The 18,452-nt window shown below is 66.9% G+C and carries 14 protein-coding genes; 6 read left to right on the forward strand and 8 right to left on the reverse strand.

The window, feature by feature from the left end:
* Window positions 1-33: 33 nt before the first annotated feature.
* Window positions 34-1,263, reverse strand: a complete 1,230-nt coding sequence (locus tag A5785_RS12650; protein WP_064866843.1) for an aminotransferase family protein — start codon at window positions 1,261-1,263, stop codon at window positions 34-36.
* A gap of 115 nt (window positions 1,264-1,378) precedes the next feature.
* Here A5785_RS12650 and hrpA point away from each other — a divergent pair, with 115 nt between their 5' ends.
* A complete protein-coding gene (gene hrpA, locus A5785_RS12655) occupies window positions 1,379-5,455 on the forward strand; it encodes an ATP-dependent RNA helicase HrpA (protein WP_064866787.1) in 4,077 nt (1,358 codons plus the stop codon).
* Here hrpA and nrdR read toward each other — a convergent pair.
* Together nrdR and A5785_RS23720 are read right to left on the reverse strand one after the other, a co-directional pair.
* Window positions 5,429-5,977: a transcriptional regulator NrdR gene (gene nrdR, locus A5785_RS12660; protein WP_064866789.1), complete on the reverse strand. Its 549-nt coding sequence runs from the start codon at window positions 5,975-5,977 to the stop codon at window positions 5,429-5,431. The two genes, hrpA and nrdR, sit on opposite strands and share 27 nt — an antisense overlap.
* Before the next feature lie 144 nt (window positions 5,978-6,121).
* Complete coding sequence (locus tag A5785_RS23720) at window positions 6,122-6,748, reverse strand: LysM peptidoglycan-binding domain-containing protein (protein ID WP_231894498.1); 627 nt, start codon at window positions 6,746-6,748, stop codon at window positions 6,122-6,124.
* A gap of 224 nt (window positions 6,749-6,972) precedes the next feature.
* Between A5785_RS23720 and lexA the strand changes: the two genes are divergently transcribed.
* Window positions 6,973-7,713 carry a transcriptional repressor LexA gene (gene lexA / locus A5785_RS12670; RefSeq protein WP_005204583.1) on the forward strand — a complete coding sequence of 247 codons (741 nt, stop codon included), beginning with the start codon at window positions 6,973-6,975 and terminating at the stop codon, window positions 7,711-7,713.
* A 45-nt stretch (window positions 7,714-7,758) separates the two neighbouring features.
* Here lexA and ptsP read toward each other — a convergent pair whose 3' ends face one another.
* Window positions 7,759-9,474 carry a phosphoenolpyruvate--protein phosphotransferase gene (gene ptsP / locus A5785_RS12675; RefSeq protein ID WP_082946569.1) on the reverse strand — a complete coding sequence of 572 codons (1,716 nt, stop codon included), beginning with the start codon at window positions 9,472-9,474 and terminating at the stop codon, window positions 7,759-7,761.
* 288 nt (window positions 9,475-9,762) lie between these two features.
* Between ptsP and A5785_RS12680 the strand changes: the two genes are divergently transcribed.
* The 4 genes from A5785_RS12680 (at window position 9,763) to A5785_RS12695 (ending at window position 13,993) form a co-directional block, all read left to right on the forward strand.
* Window positions 9,763-10,533: a DeoR/GlpR family DNA-binding transcription regulator gene (locus A5785_RS12680; protein WP_064866791.1), complete on the forward strand. Its 771-nt coding sequence runs from the start codon at window positions 9,763-9,765 to the stop codon at window positions 10,531-10,533.
* On the forward strand, window positions 10,530-11,495 hold the full coding sequence (locus A5785_RS12685) for a 1-phosphofructokinase family hexose kinase (RefSeq protein WP_064866793.1): 966 nt from the start codon (window positions 10,530-10,532) through the stop codon (window positions 11,493-11,495). Before A5785_RS12680 ends, A5785_RS12685 begins: the two co-directional genes overlap by 4 nt.
* 101 nt (window positions 11,496-11,596) lie before the next feature.
* The gene (locus tag A5785_RS12690) at window positions 11,597-13,690 is read left to right on the forward strand and encodes a PTS fructose transporter subunit IIABC (RefSeq protein WP_064862954.1); all 2,094 of its coding nucleotides are present in this window, start codon (window positions 11,597-11,599) and stop codon (window positions 13,688-13,690) included.
* 42 nt (window positions 13,691-13,732) lie between these two features.
* Entirely contained in the window at window positions 13,733-13,993 is a 261-nt protein-coding gene (locus A5785_RS12695; RefSeq protein WP_005204573.1) for an HPr family phosphocarrier protein, read from the forward strand.
* A 5-nt stretch (window positions 13,994-13,998) separates the two neighbouring features.
* Here A5785_RS12695 and hflX read toward each other — a convergent pair whose 3' ends face one another.
* From hflX to A5785_RS12715, 4 genes are all read right to left on the reverse strand, one after another.
* Window positions 13,999-15,570: a GTPase HflX gene (gene hflX, locus A5785_RS12700; RefSeq protein WP_005204565.1), complete on the reverse strand. Its 1,572-nt coding sequence runs from the start codon at window positions 15,568-15,570 to the stop codon at window positions 13,999-14,001.
* 81 nt (window positions 15,571-15,651) lie between these two features.
* The gene (gene dapF / locus A5785_RS12705; protein WP_005204564.1) at window positions 15,652-16,554 is read right to left on the reverse strand and encodes a diaminopimelate epimerase; all 903 of its coding nucleotides are present in this window, start codon (window positions 16,552-16,554) and stop codon (window positions 15,652-15,654) included.
* Between the two features lie 26 nt (window positions 16,555-16,580).
* Entirely contained in the window at window positions 16,581-17,486 is a 906-nt protein-coding gene (miaA, locus tag A5785_RS12710) for a tRNA (adenosine(37)-N6)-dimethylallyltransferase MiaA (RefSeq protein ID WP_005204563.1), read from the reverse strand.
* 41 nt (window positions 17,487-17,527) lie between these two features.
* Window positions 17,528-18,418 (reverse strand): hypothetical protein, encoded by an 891-nt coding sequence (locus tag A5785_RS12715; protein ID WP_331710864.1) that lies wholly within the window; start codon window positions 18,416-18,418, stop codon window positions 17,528-17,530.
* Window positions 18,419-18,452: the final 34 nt, after the last annotated feature.

Below are 18,452 nucleotides of genomic sequence, written 5' to 3' on the forward strand. Positions count from 1 at the left end.
AGCCCAGCTTTGACCGGGCCGGCGTCAATCGACTCAGCCCAGCGCTGCGCCGATACGGTCGGCCAGCTCGCCGACCTCCGCTGTCGTCATCACGAACGATGGCGACACCTGCAGCGCGCCCTGGCCTGCGGCGCGAGTGCTCACGCCGTGCTTACGCAGGGCACCGACCGCTGCGGGCGCCTGCGCCGGGTCGGCGAGTTGGACGGCCGTCACAGCACCCAGTCCGGTGCGCACCTCGGAGACCGCGGCGAGGTCGGCGAGCGGGGCGAGCTTGTCTGCCAGGTCGCCCTCGAGCCTCGCCGCCTCGGCTAGGAGGCCCTCCCGCTCGATGATGTCGAGGTTGGCCATCGCGGCTGCCGCGGCTCCCGCGTGGCCGCCGTAGGTGTAGCCGTGACGCCACCAAACACCACCGGCGTAGAAGGGTTCGGCGACACGCGGCGCGATGAACACCGCACCCATCGGGACATATCCCGATGTCAAGCCCTTGGCCGTGGTCATCATGTCGGGTTGGAGGTCGAAGCGCGTTGACGCGAACCAGCTCTCGCCGCCGATACGGCCGAAGCCGGTCACCACTTCGTCGGCGACGAACAGCACGTCATTGTCACGGCAGATCTGTCGGACCTCGGCCAGATAACCATCGGGCGGAAGGTAGATGCCGCCCGCACCGATGATCGGCTCGCAGAAGAACGCGGCGACCTTGTCGGCGCCGACGCGTTCGATCAGACCGAGCAGGCTTTTGGCGTCGTCCCACTCGACGGTCTGCGCGTCGGGCATCAGGGTGCCGTAGCCGTCGTGGTTACCGGGGATGCCTGCGAGCGAGGTGCCCGCGACATGCATGCCGTGGTAGGCCTTGGTCCGACCGACGATGATCGTCTTCTCCGGCTTGCCGACCTCCACCCAGTAACGCCGCGCGAGTTTCGCAGCGGTGTCGATCGAGTCGCTTCCGCCGGAGGTGAAGAAGATCTTGCTCTCGGGAACCGGCGCGATGGTCGCAAGCCGGTCGGCGAGCGCGTCGGTGACGTCTGCGGTGAGATCGCCGAATCCCGAGTAGTGCGCGAGCGTCGAGAGCTGATCGGCCACCGCCTGCGCGACCTCGGTGCGCCCGTGACCGATGTTGGTGAACCACAGACCGGCGGTGGCGTCGAGATACTCGTTGCCATCGCGGTCCCACACGCGGGTGCCCTCACCCCGCGTGATCACAAATGGGCCGCTTGCGCTGACCGACCCCATATCGGCGAATCCGTGCCACAGTGAACCTGACATGGGGTCAATGATGCCCGGCGGCATCGCGGTCAGGGCACTCAGGGTCGTCAGTACGTTCACCGGCGAGAGGTCGGACTGCGTCCCACCATGTATCGACACATATCCTTGAAAGATCATGTCCGTCTCCCCCGAATCACAGCCCGGCGACTCCACCGCCGCGGCGACGCAGCCTTCTTCGACGGATCAACGCTCGCTTCGACGTCGACTCACCGACTTGACGATCGTCGACCAACACCGCCTCCGACGCCGCGTCGACAAGCTCGGTGCGTCGTCGAACGCCGATGCGGTGGCGGCACTCTCGCGCGACATCGACGCCGCCTCACGACGCATCGAGCGTCGTCGAGCATCCGTTCCGGTGCTCGAGTTCCCACCGGAACTGCCGGTCTCGGAGGCCCGCGAAGAGATCGCCGCCGCGATCTCCGCTCACCAGGTCGTGGTGATCGCGGGCGAAACCGGATCGGGCAAGACCACCCAGCTTCCCAAGATCTGCCTGGAGCTCGGCCGAGGCGTGCGCGGCGCCATCGGTCACACCCAGCCGAGGCGTATCGCCGCGAGTTCCGTGGCACGGCGTATCGCCGACGAGACGAACACCGAGATCGGCGATGCCGTGGGGTACTCGGTGAGGTTCTCGGACCGCTCCGGCGCCGACACTCTCGTCAAGGTGATGACCGACGGCATCCTGCTCCGCGAGATCGCCACCGATCCGATGCTGCGCGCCTACGACACGCTGATCATCGACGAGGCGCACGAACGAAGCCTCAACATCGATTTCATCCTCGGCTACCTGCACCGACTGCTCCCTCGTCGCCCCGACCTCAAGCTCATCATCACGTCGGCGACGATCGAACCCGACAGATTTGCGCGGCATTTCACGACACCCGACGCCGAGGTCCCCGTCCTCGAGGTGTCGGGGCGGGCGTACCCCGTCGACGTCCGCTACCGCCCGCTCGTCTCCTCCGACGGCCCCGACACCGGTGACGAACGCGGTGGCGGCGAGCACGCCGACCTCGACCAGATCCAGGGCATCGACGCCGCCATCGACGAGTTGTGGGGGCGCAGCAACGCCGGTGGCGACATCCTGGTGTTTCTGCCCACCGAACGTGACATCCGTGAGGCGGCGGACTCGCTGTCCCGCCGCGTCGCGGCGGGTGCCGAGGTGGTTCCGCTGTACGCACGTTTGTCGATCGCCGAACAACAGAAGGTGTTCACACCGTCACGTGGCAATCGAATCGTGTTGTCCACCAACGTCGCCGAGACATCGCTGACCGTCCCGGGCATCCGCTACGTCATCGACACGGGCACCGCACGCATCTCGCGATACTCGGCGCGCACCAAGATCCATCGACTTCCGGTCGAACCGATCTCGCAGGCGAGCGCCCGCCAGCGCGCCGGACGGTGCGGGCGAGTCGCCCCCGGCATCTGCATCCGCCTGTACAGCGAGGCCGACTTCGACGCCCGCCCCGCCTTCACCGACCCCGAGATCCTCCGCACCGACCTCGCCTCGGTCATCCTGCAGATGGCGTCGCTGCGGCTCGGCGACATCGCCGACTTCCCCTTCGTCCAACCTCCCGACGCGCGCGGAATCCGCGACGGCATCGGAGTTCTCACCGAGCTCGGTGCGATCACGACGACCGACAAGACCGACACCACACCGCGATTGACACCTGTCGGACGCACGATGTCGCGCATCCCGGTCGAGCCGAGGGTCGCGCGCATGCTGATCGCCGCACACGAATCCGGTTGTCTCGCCGACGTTCTGGTCATTGCCGCCGCACTGTCGATTCCCGACGTCCGTGAGCGGCCCGGCGATCATCGCGAGGCTGCCGACGCCGCGCACAAGCGGTTCGTCGTGCCAGGGTCCGACTTCATGGGCTACCTCGCACTGTGGCGCTACCTCCAGGAGAAACGACAGGAACTGTCCGGCAACCAGTTCCGCCGCACCTGCGAGCGCGAGTTCCTCCACTACCTCCGCATCCGCGAATGGCAGGATCTGCACCGACAGCTACGGCGCATCGTCGACGATCTCGGCTGGTCGACGAACGACGCCGGAACATCGAAAGAGTCTGGGGCGTCAAAAGAGTCTGGGGCGTCGAAAGAGTCTGGGGCGTCGAAAGAGTCTGGGGCGTCGAAGACTTCCGGCGAGGCCGAGGCGTCGCACCACACCGATGCGATCCACCAGGCGATACTGTCCGGGCTCCTGAGCAACATCGCCGCGCGAAACGCCGAGGGTCGGGAGTACACCGGCGCACGCAACACGACCCTGATGATCTTCCCCGGCTCGTCACTCTCCAAGAAGCCGCCCGCGTTCCTGATGGCCGCCGAGATCCTGGAAACGTCACGACTTTTCGCGCACACCGTCGCGGGAATCGACCCGCTGTGGGCCGAACGACTCGCAGGCGACCTGGTCAAACGCACATACAGCGAGCCGCACTGGTCGTCGAAGCGCGGTGCGACGATGGCATACGAACGTGCGACGCTCTACGGCGTCCCGTTGGTGGCCCGACGCCGCGTCGACTACGGCCCCATCGACCCCGCGGCGGCGCGCGACATGTTCATCCGGCACGCCCTCGTCGAAGGCGATTGGAAGACGAATCATCCGTTCTTCGAACGCAATCGGGCGCTGCTGTCCGACGCCGCCGAAGTCGAACACCGTGCCCGACGCCGCGACGTGGTGATCACCGAAGACCAACTGTTCGACTTTTACGACCATCGCATCGGCGCCGAGGTCACCTCGGCACGCCACTTCGACACGTGGTGGAAGAAGGCGCGCCGAGCCGACCAGGCGCTGCTCGACCTCACCCCGGAAGACGTCGCCGCCGACGTCCACGTCGCCGATGCCGACTATCCCGGCGAGTGGCAACAGGGCGATACCCGCTACCGTCTGCGCTACCGGTTCGAGCCCGGCGCGCCCGATGACGGTGTGTCCGTACTCATTCCGCGTCCACTGCTGCGGCACGTGCGCCCTGCTGGTTTTGACTGGCTGGTCCCGGGAATGCGCAGCGAACTCGCCACCGAGTTGATCAAGACACTTCCCAAGACCATCCGCAAAACGATGGCCCCTGCCGGGCGATTCGCCGATCTCGCGCTGTCTCGCCTCACCCCACGCCGAGAGCCACTCACCACCGGCCTCGCGCGTGAACTGGCGACGATCACCGGGCAGACGATTGCGGCCGACGACTTCGCTCCCGAGCGACTCCCCGCCTACCTTCGGATGAACTTCGTCGTGATCGACGAGCGAGAGGAGTCGGTCGCCACCGGCAAGTCCCTCGCCGACCTCCGTCGACGCGTCGAGGGCGACGCGCCCGCGCCGACGCCGCGTCGGGTGTACACGACGTGGACGGCCGACGGAATCGGAACACTTGCCGAGTCGAGCGTCGATACCGTTGCCGGACAACAGATCACACGCTATCCGTCACTCGAGGTTGTCGACGGAGAGCGCAACCGTGGGGTGGCACGGACGCTCGCGACGTCGGACGCACAACGCCGTACGCAACTGCACGGTGCCGTCATCGAACTGCTCGACCACGCGATCGCGCCACTCTCACGCAAGATCAGCGCCGGGCTCGACCCGGCCGATCGACTGGCACTGAGTCAGAGTCCCTACGCATCGCCCGACGCGCTGTATTCCGACTGCACCCGCAGGGCGATTCGCGACATCGCTCCCGCAACAGTCGATCTGGGCTCGATCCGCACGCCGTCGGCCTTCGACGAGCTCGTCTCGACACTGCGACCGCGCATCTCAGCGGCGGCGCCGGAGTACTTCGCACTCGCCGTCGAGGTCTTGCGCGAGGTGGCTCCCCTACGTGCCGAGATCGACCGCCATTCAGGTCAAACAGCATGCGACGACGTCGCCGAACAGTTCAGCAATCTGGTCTTCGACGGATTCGTCCTGGCCACGGCACGCGAACACCTGCAGCACGTTCCGCGATACCTGACCGCCGCACGGCAGCGTCTCGAGCAACTCCCTGCCGCAGCCACTCGCGACCGCGATGGAATGGCCGCCATCGACAGGGTCACCGAGCGCTGGAACCAGCGCCTGACTCAGCTTCCCGAATCGCGCCGAGACGCCGTCAGCGAGGAAGCGCAGTGGATTGTCGAGGAACTTCGGGTCAGCCTCTTCGCCCAGAAGCTCGGGACCGCCTATCCCATTTCGGAGAAGCGGGCGCTACGAGCTCTTGACCGACTCGGTTGAGACCGGACGCGCTGGACTGGTCGCTGAGTCGGCTGTGGGCGGGGTGTCGAGGTCGTCTGCGCCTTCGTGGGAACCGGTGAGGTTGCCCTGGAGGTCGTCGATCTCACGCTGGAAGTCTTCGAGCGAATCGAATGAGCGATAGACCGAGGCGAAACGTAGATATGCCACCTCGTCGAGGTCGCGCAGCGGGCCGAGAATGGCCAGACCGACCTCGTTGCTGGGGATCTCAGCGGAACCCGACGATCTCACCGCGTCTTCGACCTGCTGAGCCAACTGTGCGAGATCGTCTTCGTTCACGTGACGTCCCTGGCACGCGCGGCGCACCCCGCGCATCACCTTTTCTCTGCTGAACGGCTCGGTCACTCCGTTGCGCTTCACGACTGCCAGAACAGCACTCTCAACCGTGGAGAAACGTCGCCCACATTCGCTGCACGCGCGACGTCGGCGGATCGCCTGCCCCTCATCGGCGACACGCGAATCGACGACCTTGGTGTCTTCGTTCTTGCAAAACGGGCAGCGCATGTAGTCCTCGTGCGAATCTCGGGACGCAGCGGCTCCGTCGATCTGGCTTGGTCCGATCGTCTGACGACCGGCGGAAGCGAGACCGCAGCGGTGACCGTGTCGGTTTCCGACTGGACCCTGTGACATCGAGAATACCGCCAGCGCTCAGCGGTACGCGGGTGTGACCAGCGGTTGGCCAACGCGCAGCCCGCTCGACGGCAGATCGTTGAGGTCAATGATCTCGTCGATGACGGTCTGACGCGGCATATCGGGCGCGACCCGCGCCGCGATCGAGCTCAGCGATTCACCGGAACGCACGTGGACCACCTGCGTGGAGGTCGACGACGGCATGCTCGCCCGCTGGTAGTCGGCACCGACGGTCCCGACGACCCACACGGTCAGCGCCAACCCGACTCCGGCGAGCACCGCCAAGACCGCTGCGCGCCGGCGACGGGCAGCCACCATCTCGCCGACGCCACCGGCGCATCGCGTGCCTGCCGGACGTGTAGAGGTGCCGTGATCGAACGCAATCCGACGTCGGCGCTGCGGCGAGACGTCCGCGCCGGCCCGTCGGACCTCACTTGTTCGAACATGTCCCGCCACACGCAGCTCTTCGCTACGCACGGCATTCGACGATGCGCGTCCACTGACCACCGTGGCGCGGTGAACTCGAGAACGCGTCGTCGACGCAGGTCGGGGCGTTGCAGATCGGGTGGTCGGCGGTGTTGCCGCGGATGCACTCGACGGGCTGGGAATCGTGCGGGTCACCGGGTTGGTCATCAAGCTGGTCATCGCTACCTCCAATGGTCGATCAAGCGTTCGATGCACTGATGTTCGAGTTCTACCAGAGGGGTCCGACAAAGTCCTGCGACACGTCGAACAAATGTTTGATGTTGTCAGTGGCCTCCGCTACTGTCGGCGCCAGACGATGGATGAAAGACGCACCCCACCACCTGCTCCACAACAGCAGCCGGTTCACAACAGCAGCCGCATCAACATCAGGAAGGACGGAACCGATGACAGAGAAGTCACGACGCAGCCCGACGTCGCCCAAGGGCAACGGTCGCAGCGTCGAAGGCAAGAAGAGCGGAGGCGGCGAGGAGACACCGATCCATCCGGCCGTCGCCGAGGCAACACTCACCGATCGCCAGCGTGGCGTCCTCGATGTGATCCGAAAGTCGGTACGCGAGCGTGGATATCCGCCGAGCATCCGAGAGATCGGCGACGCCGTCGGCCTCACGTCCACCTCATCAGTGGCACACCAGTTGCGCACTCTCGAGCGCAAGGGCCTGCTGAAGCGCGACGCCAACCGTCCGCGAGCGGTCAACGTCTCCGAGGCTCCCGATGCACATCACTCCGATGCCATCAACGGAGATCTCCCGACCCCCACGTTCGTTCCGGTACTCGGCCGTATCGCGGCGGGCGGTCCGATTCTCGCGGAGGAGGCGGTCGAAGACGTCTTCCCGCTCCCGCGTGAGCTCGTCGGTGAGGGCTCGTTGTTCCTGCTGCGCGTCGTCGGCGAATCGATGATCGACGCCGCGATCTGCGACGGCGACTGGGTTGTCGTACGTCAGCAGAATGTCGCCGACAACGGCGACATCGTCGCAGCGATGATCGACGGCGAGGCGACGGTGAAGACCTTCAAACGCAAAGACGGCCACGTCTGGCTGATGCCGCACAACCCGCTCTTCGATCCGATCCCCGGCGACGACGCCGCCATCCTCGGCAAGGTCGTGACGGTCATGCGCCGGGTGTGATGCGCTGAACCGGGCCCCGCAGGTCATTGACCAGCGGGGTCTGTATCAGTGGTCGAGTTTTTCGGCTGCGGCACGTCGGGCGAGTGCCGGACTCGAGGTGGCAAGCGCGGCAGCGGCCGCGGCTCGGCACTGCTCCATGGTCACCGTCGACAGCTTCGCCCCGACTGCTGCTGTCGCCGCCGGAGCCGCCGACAGCGAGGTGACTCCCAGTCCGACGAGCACACACGCGAGCGACGGGTCGGCCGCGGCCTCACCACAGACGCCGACGGGTTTGCCCTGCTGGGCGCCGGCGGTCGCGACCTGCGAGATGAGTGCGAGCACCGCGGGTTGCCACGGGTCGGTCAGTTCGGCAAGTTCTGCCGACATCCGGTCGGCGGCCATCGTGTACTGCGTGAGGTCGTTGGTTCCGATCGACACGAAGTCGACCTCGGCCAGGATCGCCGGCGCCAGAATTGCCGCTGCAGGGATCTCGATCATCACGCCGGCCGTCAGACCACGCTGACGGACGAGATCGGCGAACTGTGCAGCCTCTGCGGCCGTGGCGATCATCGGTGCCATGACCCACGGCGTCGTGCCGGATGCTTCTGCCGCGCGCGCGATCGCGTCGAGTTGAGTTCGCACGATTTCGGGGTGGTCATCGCCGATTCTGTTACCGCGCACGCCGAGTGCGGGGTTCGCCTCGTCCGGGTGCTCGATGAAGGCCAGCGGCTTGTCCGAGCCGGCGTCGAGCGTTCTGATGACGACTTTTTGGCCCGCGAACGCCTCGAACACGTCGCGGTACAGACGTGTCTGCTCGTCGACATCGGGTTCCTCTGCCCGGTCGAGAAATGCCAACTCGGTGCGGAACAGCCCGATCCCCTCGACCGGCGCATCGGCCGCGCGACGCGCCGACACACCATCGGCGACATTCGCCAGGATGGCGACGTCGGTGCCGTCAGCAGTCCGGCCAGGGCCACGCCACGCAGCAACAAGCGCTGCCTCCGCAACACTGCGCTCGACGAGTTCGCGCGCCTCGGACTCCTCCGGTTCGACGGTGATCGACCCCGCACCGCCGTCGAGCAAAACCATTGTGCCGCTGGTGATCTCACTCAATCGAGCCACGGCGACCACGCACGGGATGCCCAATTGACGCGCGATGATGGCGGTATGACTGGTCGGTCCGCCGAGACGCGTGGCCAGCCCGACGATCACAGCGGGATCGAGCCCCGCGGTATCCGCGGGAGCGAGGTCGTCCGCGAAGAGGATCGACGGTTGGCTCGGCGTCGGAATTCCCGGCTCCGGCCGGCCGAGCAACTCGGCGACCACCCGGTCACGCACGTCGTTGAGGTCGGTGATCCGCTCTGCCATCAACCCGCCGAGTTTGGCGAACATCTCGGAGAACTGCGCCGTGGCCGCGACTGCGGCAGCAGGTGCCGACGCCCCCTTCGCGACACGGGACTTTGCCGCACCGATCCATCCCCGATCCTCGGCCAACCCGGCGGTCGCGGCAAGAACCTCGGCCGCAGCTCCCGACGCGTGTGATGCGCGATCACGCAGTCTGCCCGCGACGACTGCCGCGGCGGCGACGAGACGTTCCGACTCCGTGTCCCGCTCGCCCTCGGCGAGGACGCGATCAGTGCCGAGTGACGTCTCGTCGTACTCGACGCGCCCACCCGGCCACAACACCGGCCCGTAGGCAAACCCCGCGACGACGGGTGTTCCCGTCAACTCTCCCTGACCGTTCATGGTGACCCGATTCTCCGTTACCAGGTGATTCTCCATTGCGTCTGCTGCCTTCCGGGTCGATCGGCCGGGTGCGGTGATCTGTGAGGAATACCCGGCGTCGTGAATTTCTGTGATCAAAGTTACTCGAAACGCTTGACTTGTCAACACACACGGGCGTAAACACAGATATATCAACATCGAATCCCACACAGAACCAATCACGCGGTGATCCACAGAACACAGATCCGACAGAACACAGATCCGCAGAAGCCAGATCCACAGAACACAGACCCCACAGATGGTTCGCCGGAAGGTGAGCCACACACCACAGATCGGAGTCGACAGGTGTACGCCGAAGAGCGACAGCGAGCAATAGCCGATCAGGTGCGCGCGCACGGTCGCGCATCCGTGACAGCTCTCGCCGACAGGTTCGACGTGACGAGTGAAACCGTGCGCCGCGACCTCGCAGTGCTCGAGCGCAGCGGTAGCGTGCAGCGCGTCCACGGCGGAGCAGTCAAGGCCGGGACGGTCGAGGTAGTCAACGAGCTGGGACTCGCCCAACGCGAGTCCTCCCACACCGCAGAGAAGGCAGCGATCGCCCGCGCTGCGATTCGGTTTCTGCCCTCGGACGGTGGATCGGTCATCTTCGATGCCGGAACCACTACCTACCAGGCCGCCAAGCTGCTGCCCGCCGATCGCAGGCTCACGGTGATCTCGACGAGCCTCCAGCTCGGGCAGGCCCTCACCGCACACGAACGGGCCACCCTGCTCATGGTCGGCGGTCGGGTCCGTGGGCTCACGCAGGCTGCGGTCGGCGCCGAGACCGTCGCAGCACTCGGAAAGATGCGGGCATCTGTTGCCTTCGTCGGCACGAATGGGATCAGTGAGGGCCACGGCCTGTCCACCCCCGACGCGGAAGAAGCCTCGGTCAAGTCGGCCATCGTGGCTGCCGCGCAGCGCGTCGTGGTGCTGGCCGACTCGTCGAAGATGGGTCGCGAGGACTTCAGCTCGTTCGCTCCGCTCGACGAGGTGGACGTCCTGATCACCGACGACGGCATCGACCCCGAGTTCTCGGCGGCGCTCTCGGCACACGGCATCGAGGTCGTGATCGCATGATCCTCACAGTCACAGCCAACCCGAGTCTCGACCGCACCCTGGAGATCACAGGACCGTTGATGCGGGGCGAGGTGCAACGCAGTACCTCCACCCGGGTCGAGCCCGGCGGCAAGGGCGTCAACGTGTCCCGCGTCGTCGCGGAAGCCGGCATCCCCACCGTCGCGGTACTACCCGCGCACGCCGACGACCCGCTGCTCACGGCCCTCGACGCCGTCGCACTGCCGTACCGCACGGTCGACATCGACGGTCAGATCCGAACCAATATCACGGTGGCCGAGAACGACGGGACGACCACGAAGATCAATGCGCCCGGTCACACCCTCACGCCTGCAGAACTCGACGAACTGACAGCGCTCGTACTCGAGGGCGCCGAGGACGCGTCGTGGGTGGCGCTGTGTGGCTCGATTCCGCCGGGAGTTCCCGACGACTGGTATCGCCGCATCTCCGACCGCCTCGTCGACAGCGGACGCCGCGTGGCGATCGACACGTCGGGCGCACCCCTGGGCGCGGCGATGTCGGGTCCCGTCGACCTGATCAAACCCAACGACGAAGAACTCGCCGAGGTCAGTGGTATCGACCCTGCCGAACTGGCCGCTGCCGTCGCCTCGGGCGACTACCTGCCGGTCGTGACGGCATCGCGAACGCTGATCGCCACCACGCAGGGAGCGGTACTCGCGACCCTCGGTGCGGCGGGTGCGGTACTCACGACCGCTGAGGGTAGCTGGCTGGCCACTCCCCCGCCGATCGTGCCGCGCAGCACCGTCGGAGCAGGCGACGCATCGCTGGCCGGGTACCTCATCGCGTACACGGCGGGCGCCTCCGAACCCGATCGTCTCCGCACGGCAGTCGCCTACGGCTCGGCGGCCGCCGGGCTGGCAGGGACGCAGCCGCCACTTCCGGCACAGGTCGACGTCGACTCGGTCGATGTCGTCGAACTCTCAGGAGCCGCCCCGATCACGTGACCCCCACAGCCTCCAGTTCCTGTACACGAATCGCCACGACGCTCACCGACCAGAACCGGAACACTCGCTCTCCGGACCACACAGAAATCGAAGGAAAACCCATGTCCGACAACATCATCACCGCAGCGACGGTGCATCTCGATGTCGACGCAGGCAGTGATCCCGCCGCCGTCATCACCTATCTCGCCGAGAATCTCGGCGAGGCCGGGCGCACGACCGATCCGTCCGAACTGAGCCGCGCCGCACTGGCCCGCGAGGCGAAGTCGGCAACCGGGCTACCCGGTGGGATCGCGATTCCTCACGCACGCGCCGCATCGGTCACCACCGCCAGCCTTGCCTTCGCGCGGCTGTCGAACAAGGTCGACTTCGGCGCACCCGACGGCCCGGCCGACCTGGTGTTCCTCATCGCGGCACCCGAGGGCGCTGCCTCCGACCACATGAAGCTGCTGAGCTCGCTCGCGCGAGCGCTCGTGCGTCCCGACTTCGTCGCCGCCCTCCGCGAGGCGCCGAGTGACGAGCGCGTCGTCGAACTGGTGGATGAAGCCATCAACCCTGCGCCGGCAGGCTCCACGTCGACATCCGCCGCGCCTGCTGCGGGCGCGGCCGCCGCTGCCGCAGTCCCGGCAGCAGGCACGAAGACCGCGAAGACACTAGGGGGTTCCGATTCGCAGAAGCGCCCCTCGATCGTCGCGATCACCGCGTGCCCCACCGGCATCGCACACACCTACATGGCAGCGGACGCGCTCAAGTACGCCGCGGAGCGGGCAGGCGTCGACTTCCATGTCGAGCCGCAGGGCTCGTCGGGCACCACGCCGTTCACCCCCGACGTCATCGCAGGCGCCGACGCCGTCATCTTCGCCACCGACGTCGGTGTGAAGGGCAAGAGTCGCTTCAGCGGAAAGCCGGTCATCGAGTCCGGGGTCAAGCGCGCGATCAACGAACCCGACAAGATGATCGCAGAGGCTGTGGAGGCGTCGCGTAGTCCGCATGCCGCACGCGTCGACGGGTCGGCGGACGACGGTGCCGGTGCAGCGGAGGGATCGGCGTCGAGCCTGTCATTCGGCAAAAAGATCCAACAGGCACTCATGACCGGTGTCAGCTACATGATCCCGTTCGTCGCGGCAGGCGGACTGCTGATCGCGTTGGGCTTCCTGCTCGCCGGGTACCAGATCGCCAACAAGACACTCGATTCATCCAAGACGCTGTCCGACGGCGCCTACATCGCGCTGCACAACAGCCTCTGGGATCTGCCCGCTGGCGGTCTCGGCCAGTACCTCGGCGGTGTCAGTTTCGCGATCGGCGCGCTCGCCATGAGCATGCTGGTACCTGTCCTCGCGGGTTACATCTCGTTCGCGATAGCCGACCGTCCCGGTATCGCACCCGGCTTCGTCGCAGGCCTGGTCTCGGTTGCCGTGGGCGCGAGCTTCATCGGTGGTCTGATCGGCGGCCTCATCGCGGGCGCCGTGTGCCTGGCGATCTCGCGACTTCCGTTGCCGCAGTGGGCACGCGGGCTACAGCCGGTCATCATCATCCCGCTGTTCGGGAGTCTGATTGTCGGCGGTCTGATGTTCATGTTGCTCGGCAAGCCGCTCGCCTGGGTCACCACCCAGCTCACCGACGGTCTCAACAGCATGAGCGGCAGCTCCAAGATCGTCCTCGGCGTGGTCCTCGGACTCATGATGTGCTTCGACCTCGGCGGACCGGTCAACAAGGCCGCGTACCTCTTCGCCACCACCGGCCTCGCCATCGGCGACACACCCCAGCTCGAAATCATGGCAGCGGTCATGTGCGCAGGCATGGTTCCGCCGCTCGCGATGGCACTCGCCACCGTCATCCGCCCCGGACTGTTCACCGAGCCCGAGCGTGAAAACGGTAAGGCCGCTTGGTTCCTCGGCGCCGCATTCATCTCCGAGGGTGCAATCCCGTTCGCCGCAAAAGACCCGGTGCGCGTGATTCCGTCGATGATGGCGGGCGGCGCACTCGCCGGTGCACTGATCATGGCCTTCGGGGTCACGCAGCGCGCTCCGCACGGCGGCATCTTCGTCTTCTTCACGATGAACCACTGGCTGCTCTTCCTCGCAGCGCTTGCGGCGGGTACGGTCCTCGGCACGGTGTGCGTCGTCGCGGCCAAGCAGTTCGGTCGCTCGTCGAGCCGACAGACTTCGGCACCCGAGCTGGAGACCATCCCCGCCTGAGATCTCACGTCCCGACATAACCCATCTGCAAAGGAGCAACCCATGCCAAGCACCACCGTCGAGGTCGGATCAGCCGTCGGATTGCACGCGCGACCCGCAACGATCATCGCCGAGGCAGTCGCCGACGCCGGCACACCCGTGACGATCTCGGTCGTCGGAGGCGAACCGGTCGACGCGGGATCGGCATTGCTGATCATGACGCTCGGCGCCGAGAAGGGCACCGCGGTCGTCGTCGAATCCGACGATCAGGCAACGCTCGACGCCATCGCGAAGCTCGTCGCCGCCGACCTCGACGCCGAGTAGGCCTGCTACTGGGCCAACGAGGCCAGTTCTCCCGCCAGCGCCGAGGGCACACGGACACGCATCCGGGTGCCCTCGGTGCTGTGGTCTGTGGCGAGTACCTCGCCCTCGCGGTGAATCCGTGACACCAGGTCGCCTCGCGTGAACGGGATGTCGACGGTGAGCTCCACGTCGTCGCGACCCACGAACTCACGGACCGCCTCGAACAGCTCAGGCAGTCCCTCACCGGTGCGCGCCGAGACGTACACGACGCCCGCTGAGTTGGGTCCGTGCGTACTACCGCCCGCGCCGAGCATGCCGCGCAATTCGGTGAGCCTGGACGCATCGATGGCATCGATCTTGTTGATCACCAACAACTCCGGAGGCGGCGCGACTCCCTCTTCTGCCACGACGTCGTTGATGACCCGTCGGACCGCCGTGATCTGTTCCGCGGGGAACGGGTCGCTGCCGTCGACGACGTGCAGTACGAGATCAGCGTCGACGACCTCCTCCAGCGTCGACCGGAATGCCTCGACGAGTTGCGTGGGGAGGTGGCGGACGAAGCCGACGGTGTCGGTGAAGACCAGTTCGCGACCGTCCTCGAGAGTCGCACGGCGCGTCGTCGGATCGAGGGTCGCGAACAGCGCATCCTGCACGAGCACACCAGAACCCGTCATCGCGTTGACCAGACTCGACTTACCCGCGTTCGTGTATCCCGCGACGGCGATGCGCGGCACAGCACCCCGCAGTCGTGCGGACCGCTTCGTGGTGCGGGCCGTGCGCATTTCGCGAATCTCGCGGCGCAGCTTGGCCATTCGCTCGCGGATGCGCCGGCGATCGGTCTCGATCTTCGTCTCACCCGGTCCGCGCAGGCCGACGCCGCCGTTGCTACCCGCGCGGCCACCGGCCTGACGGGACATCGATTCACCCCAACCACGCAGACGCGGGAGCATGTACTCCATCTGCGCGAGGGCCACCTGCGCCTTGCCCTCACGCGAACTCGCATGCTGGGCGAAGATGTCGAGGATGAGGGCCGTCCGGTCGATCACCTTGACCTTGACGACCTTCTCCAACGCGGTCAACTGCGCTGGCGTCAACTCGCCGTCGCAGATGACGGTGTCGGCGCCGGTGTCGGCGACGACGTCGCGCAACTCCTGGGCCTTGCCCGAACCGATGAAGGTCGCGGGGTCGGGTGAGGATCGTCGCTGGATCACCGCTTCGAGAACCACGGAACCCGCGGTCTCTGCGAGCGCTGCCAGCTCCTCCATGTTCGCCTTCGCTGCGGCCGCGGTGCCCTCGGTCCAGACGCCGACGAGCACCACGCGCTCGAGGCGCAGTTGTCGGTATTCGACCTCGGTGACGTCGGTGAGCTCTGTCGAAAGCCCCGCGACGCGCTGCAGCGAGGCGCGATCGGAGAGCGCGAGCTCGCCGGTCGTCGGCGTGTGGGCACGGTCGCGGGAATCGTCGTGATCGCCGAAATCTGCGGGGTCGACGAGATCGTCGGGATCGATCAGATCGCGGGAAAGGTCGATCGCGGGTGCGTTCGCGTCGACGGGACGGGTGTCGTGCAGGTCATGTACCTGTGGTGATGTTTCGGTCATACACCATCCATGGTGACACGCCGACGGCCCGTCGAGCACGTGGATATCTGCCGAGCCGCCATGCAGCGTGCCCGCGGCACGTCAGTCGACGCGATACCAACCTGCCCGGAATCGGCCGTCGGCCACCAGTGCGGACGGTCCTCGCAGCGTCGCGTGACCGTCGGCAACCGTGACCGTCACCCTTCCGCCTGGCACGTCGATGACCATCTCGCCCGCGTCGCGGCCGAGGGTCTGCAGGCCCGCTGCTGCCGCCGCGACCAGCCCCGTTCCGCAACTCCTGGTCTCTCCGACACCGCGCTCGAAGACACGCATCGTGGCGTGCAGACCACCACGCGGTCCGTCCTCGGGGGAGGTCAGCAGTTCGACGTTGGCGCCGTGCGGAAAGACGCCGTCGGGTAGGACGACGCCGGTCGAGAAGTCGATCGCGGCGAGGTCGGACGTCGACATGTCGGGCACCACGCACGCCAGGTGTGGGTTGCCGACGTCGACCGCGACACCCGGGTAGAGGTCGTCGCCGATCCGCACGGTCGCGTCCTCGCCGAGCAACACCCGACCCATCCGCACACTGACGTCGGCGCAGAGGTCGTCGAACGAGTGCACCACCACGGGACGTCCGCCTGCGCGCGAACCCACCGTGAACTCGTCGGACTCGGTCAGCCCGGTGGCCCGCAGGTAGTGGGCGAAGACGCGGACTCCGTTGCCACACATCTCGGCGATGGAGCCGTCGGCGTTGCGATAGTCCATGAACCAGTCGTCGGGCTCGACGCCGTCGGGCAGCTCATCGAGGACGCCCGCGCGCACCAGGGCCACCGCCCGCGCGACGCGGAGCATGCCGTCTGCGCCGATACCGCGTTGACGATCGCAGACCGCCGCCACGAAGTCGGTGGTCAGGTCGAGTTCGACCGCCGGGTCGGTGAGCACGACGAAGTCGTTCTGGGTGCCGTGCCCCTTGACGTAGGTCACTGCCTCGCTGATCGTCGTCACCCGTCCAGACTACGTGCGGGTCGTCCTCAGACCTCCGCCGCGGCGAGCGTGGCGTCGAGGAGGGCGGGAGTCGCGGCGTCGAGCCAGTGAATGCGGTGATCGCGGCGGAACCACGAACGCTGCCTGCGGACGTACCTGCGGGTGCCGATGAAGGTCAGTTCTTCTGCTGTCGCAAGGTCGTACTCGCCGTCCAGCGCGGCAAGTGTCTGCGCGTATCCGATGGCTCGACGAGCAGTGACGCCCTCGCGCAGACCTGCGTCGACGAGCCCGTGCACCTCGTCGACGAGCCGGTTCGCGAACATCAGCCGAGTCCGCAGCGCGATGCGTTCGTCCAGTTCTGCGGTGTCGCGGTCCAGTGCGAGAATCTTTGTCCCCCAACGTGGTTCACCGATCTTCGGCGCCGACGCCGCGAATGGCTCCCCGGTCAGTTCGACCACCTCGAGCGCGCGCACGATGCGTCGTGCATCGGTAGCGAGGATCGACGCCGCCGCAGCCGGGTCGACGGATGCGAGATGTCGATGCAGCGCCACGACACCGATCTCGTCGAGCATCGCCTCGTACCGTGCGCGCACCGCGGGGTCGGTTGCCGGGAACCGCCAGTTGTCGAGCAGACCTTGGATGTACATCATCGAGCCGCCGACGATCACCGGCGTGCGGCCGGCGGCGAGCAGCGAGTCGATGTCGGCCGACGCGGCTTCCTGATAGCGCGCGACGGTGGCCGTCTCGGTGACGTCGAGCACGTCGAGTTGATGGTGGGCGATGCCTCGCCGCTCCCGTGGGGGCAGCTTGGCCGTGCCGATGTCCATGCCGCGGTACTGCTGCATGGCGTCGATGTTGACGATGTCGCCGTCGAGTCGTTCCGCGAGGTCGAGCGCGAGGTCGGATTTCCCGGTGGCGGTCGGACCGACGACGGCGATCGGGGTCACGTCCACGGCTCCGACACTCCTTGGCCCGACATTCCTTGGCCCGACACTCACGGCGTGTCCCCTGGCGTCCACGCCGCGACGACGTAGCCGACACCGAACGGGGCGTCGGAGTAGAGCACCTTGGCAGTCATCGGGCTGTCGCCGACGAGCCCAGCGACGACCTGCCATGCCGCCCGCCCGGCCACTCCCTCGGCATCGCACGTGGCAACGTCGAGTCCGCGAAGTACGTCGACATCCGCTGCCGCGATTCCGTCGACGATGCGCTGCTGGAGTTCGACGGCGCTGTCACGTCGGCCGCCACCGGGCGCCTTCGGGGTGAGTGCCGTCGCGCCGTCGGCCACGACCAGTACCCCGATCGGCTCGGGATCGGAGGAGATCTCGGCCGACAGTGCTCTCCCGAGCTCGCAGGCGACTTCGGGCCGTACGTCGGGGTCGACGACGACCGGACGCACCGACTCGGCGTCGACCTGTCCGCGTAGCCACCCGGCGATCAACATCGACAGTGGCAGGCGTCCGGGGGGTCGCTCACCGCCCACGCGTTCCAGGGAGACCGGCACGTCGACGCCGAACCTGCCGAAACCGCCCACCGTCGGAATTGACCGTGACGCCAGGGGATCACCCGCGGCGGCGTCGTCGCCGGATCTCACAGGGGCGATGTAGTCGTCGGATCTCACAGGGGCGATGAAGTCGTCGGCCCCCACCGCCACCCAGCGCGTGGCGTGTCGGGCGAGCAGCACGCCCGCATCGCGGACAGCAGAACGGGCCTCGAGGGTGTCCACCGCGTCCGGACCCGCGAGTTCGGGAACCAACAGCGGTGCGCTCGGGACGAAAACAACGCATGCCAGCACACCGTCGACGCTAGCCGACGTCATGCCCGACGCCGCCGGGAGCACCGACACACCCGCCCTCGTGTCAGCGATGTCGCGCAGGCCGCACATCGAGAACCCTGACCTGCTTGAATAGGTGAAGTCC

The organism is Gordonia sp. 852002-50395_SCH5434458, assembly GCF_001665905.1.
GTDB lineage: Bacteria > Actinomycetota > Actinomycetes > Mycobacteriales > Mycobacteriaceae > Gordonia > Gordonia jacobaea.

Coding starts and splice junctions, on each gene's coding strand:
- A5785_RS12650 (WP_064866843.1), bottom strand. CDS start 1,263: ATGTCAGGTTCACTGTGGCACGGATTCGCCGATATGGGGTCGGTCAGC.
- hrpA (WP_064866787.1), top strand. CDS start 1,379: ATGTCCGTCTCCCCCGAATCACAGCCCGGCGACTCCACCGCCGCGGCG.
- nrdR (WP_064866789.1), bottom strand. CDS start 5,977: ATGCGCTGCCCGTTTTGCAAGAACGAAGACACCAAGGTCGTCGATTCG.
- A5785_RS23720 (WP_231894498.1), bottom strand. CDS start 6,748: ATGACCAGCTTGATGACCAACCCGGTGACCCGCACGATTCCCAGCCCG.
- lexA (WP_005204583.1), top strand. CDS start 6,973: ATGACAGAGAAGTCACGACGCAGCCCGACGTCGCCCAAGGGCAACGGT.
- ptsP (WP_082946569.1), bottom strand. CDS start 9,474: ATGGAGAATCACCTGGTAACGGAGAATCGGGTCACCATGAACGGTCAG.
- A5785_RS12685 (WP_064866793.1), top strand. CDS start 10,530: ATGATCCTCACAGTCACAGCCAACCCGAGTCTCGACCGCACCCTGGAG.
- A5785_RS12690 (WP_064862954.1), top strand. CDS start 11,597: ATGTCCGACAACATCATCACCGCAGCGACGGTGCATCTCGATGTCGAC.
- A5785_RS12695 (WP_005204573.1), top strand. CDS start 13,733: ATGCCAAGCACCACCGTCGAGGTCGGATCAGCCGTCGGATTGCACGCG.
- hflX (WP_005204565.1), bottom strand. CDS start 15,570: ATGACCGAAACATCACCACAGGTACATGACCTGCACGACACCCGTCCC.
- A5785_RS12715 (WP_331710864.1), bottom strand. CDS start 18,418: ATGTGCGGCCTGCGCGACATCGCTGACACGAGGGCGGGTGTGTCGGTG.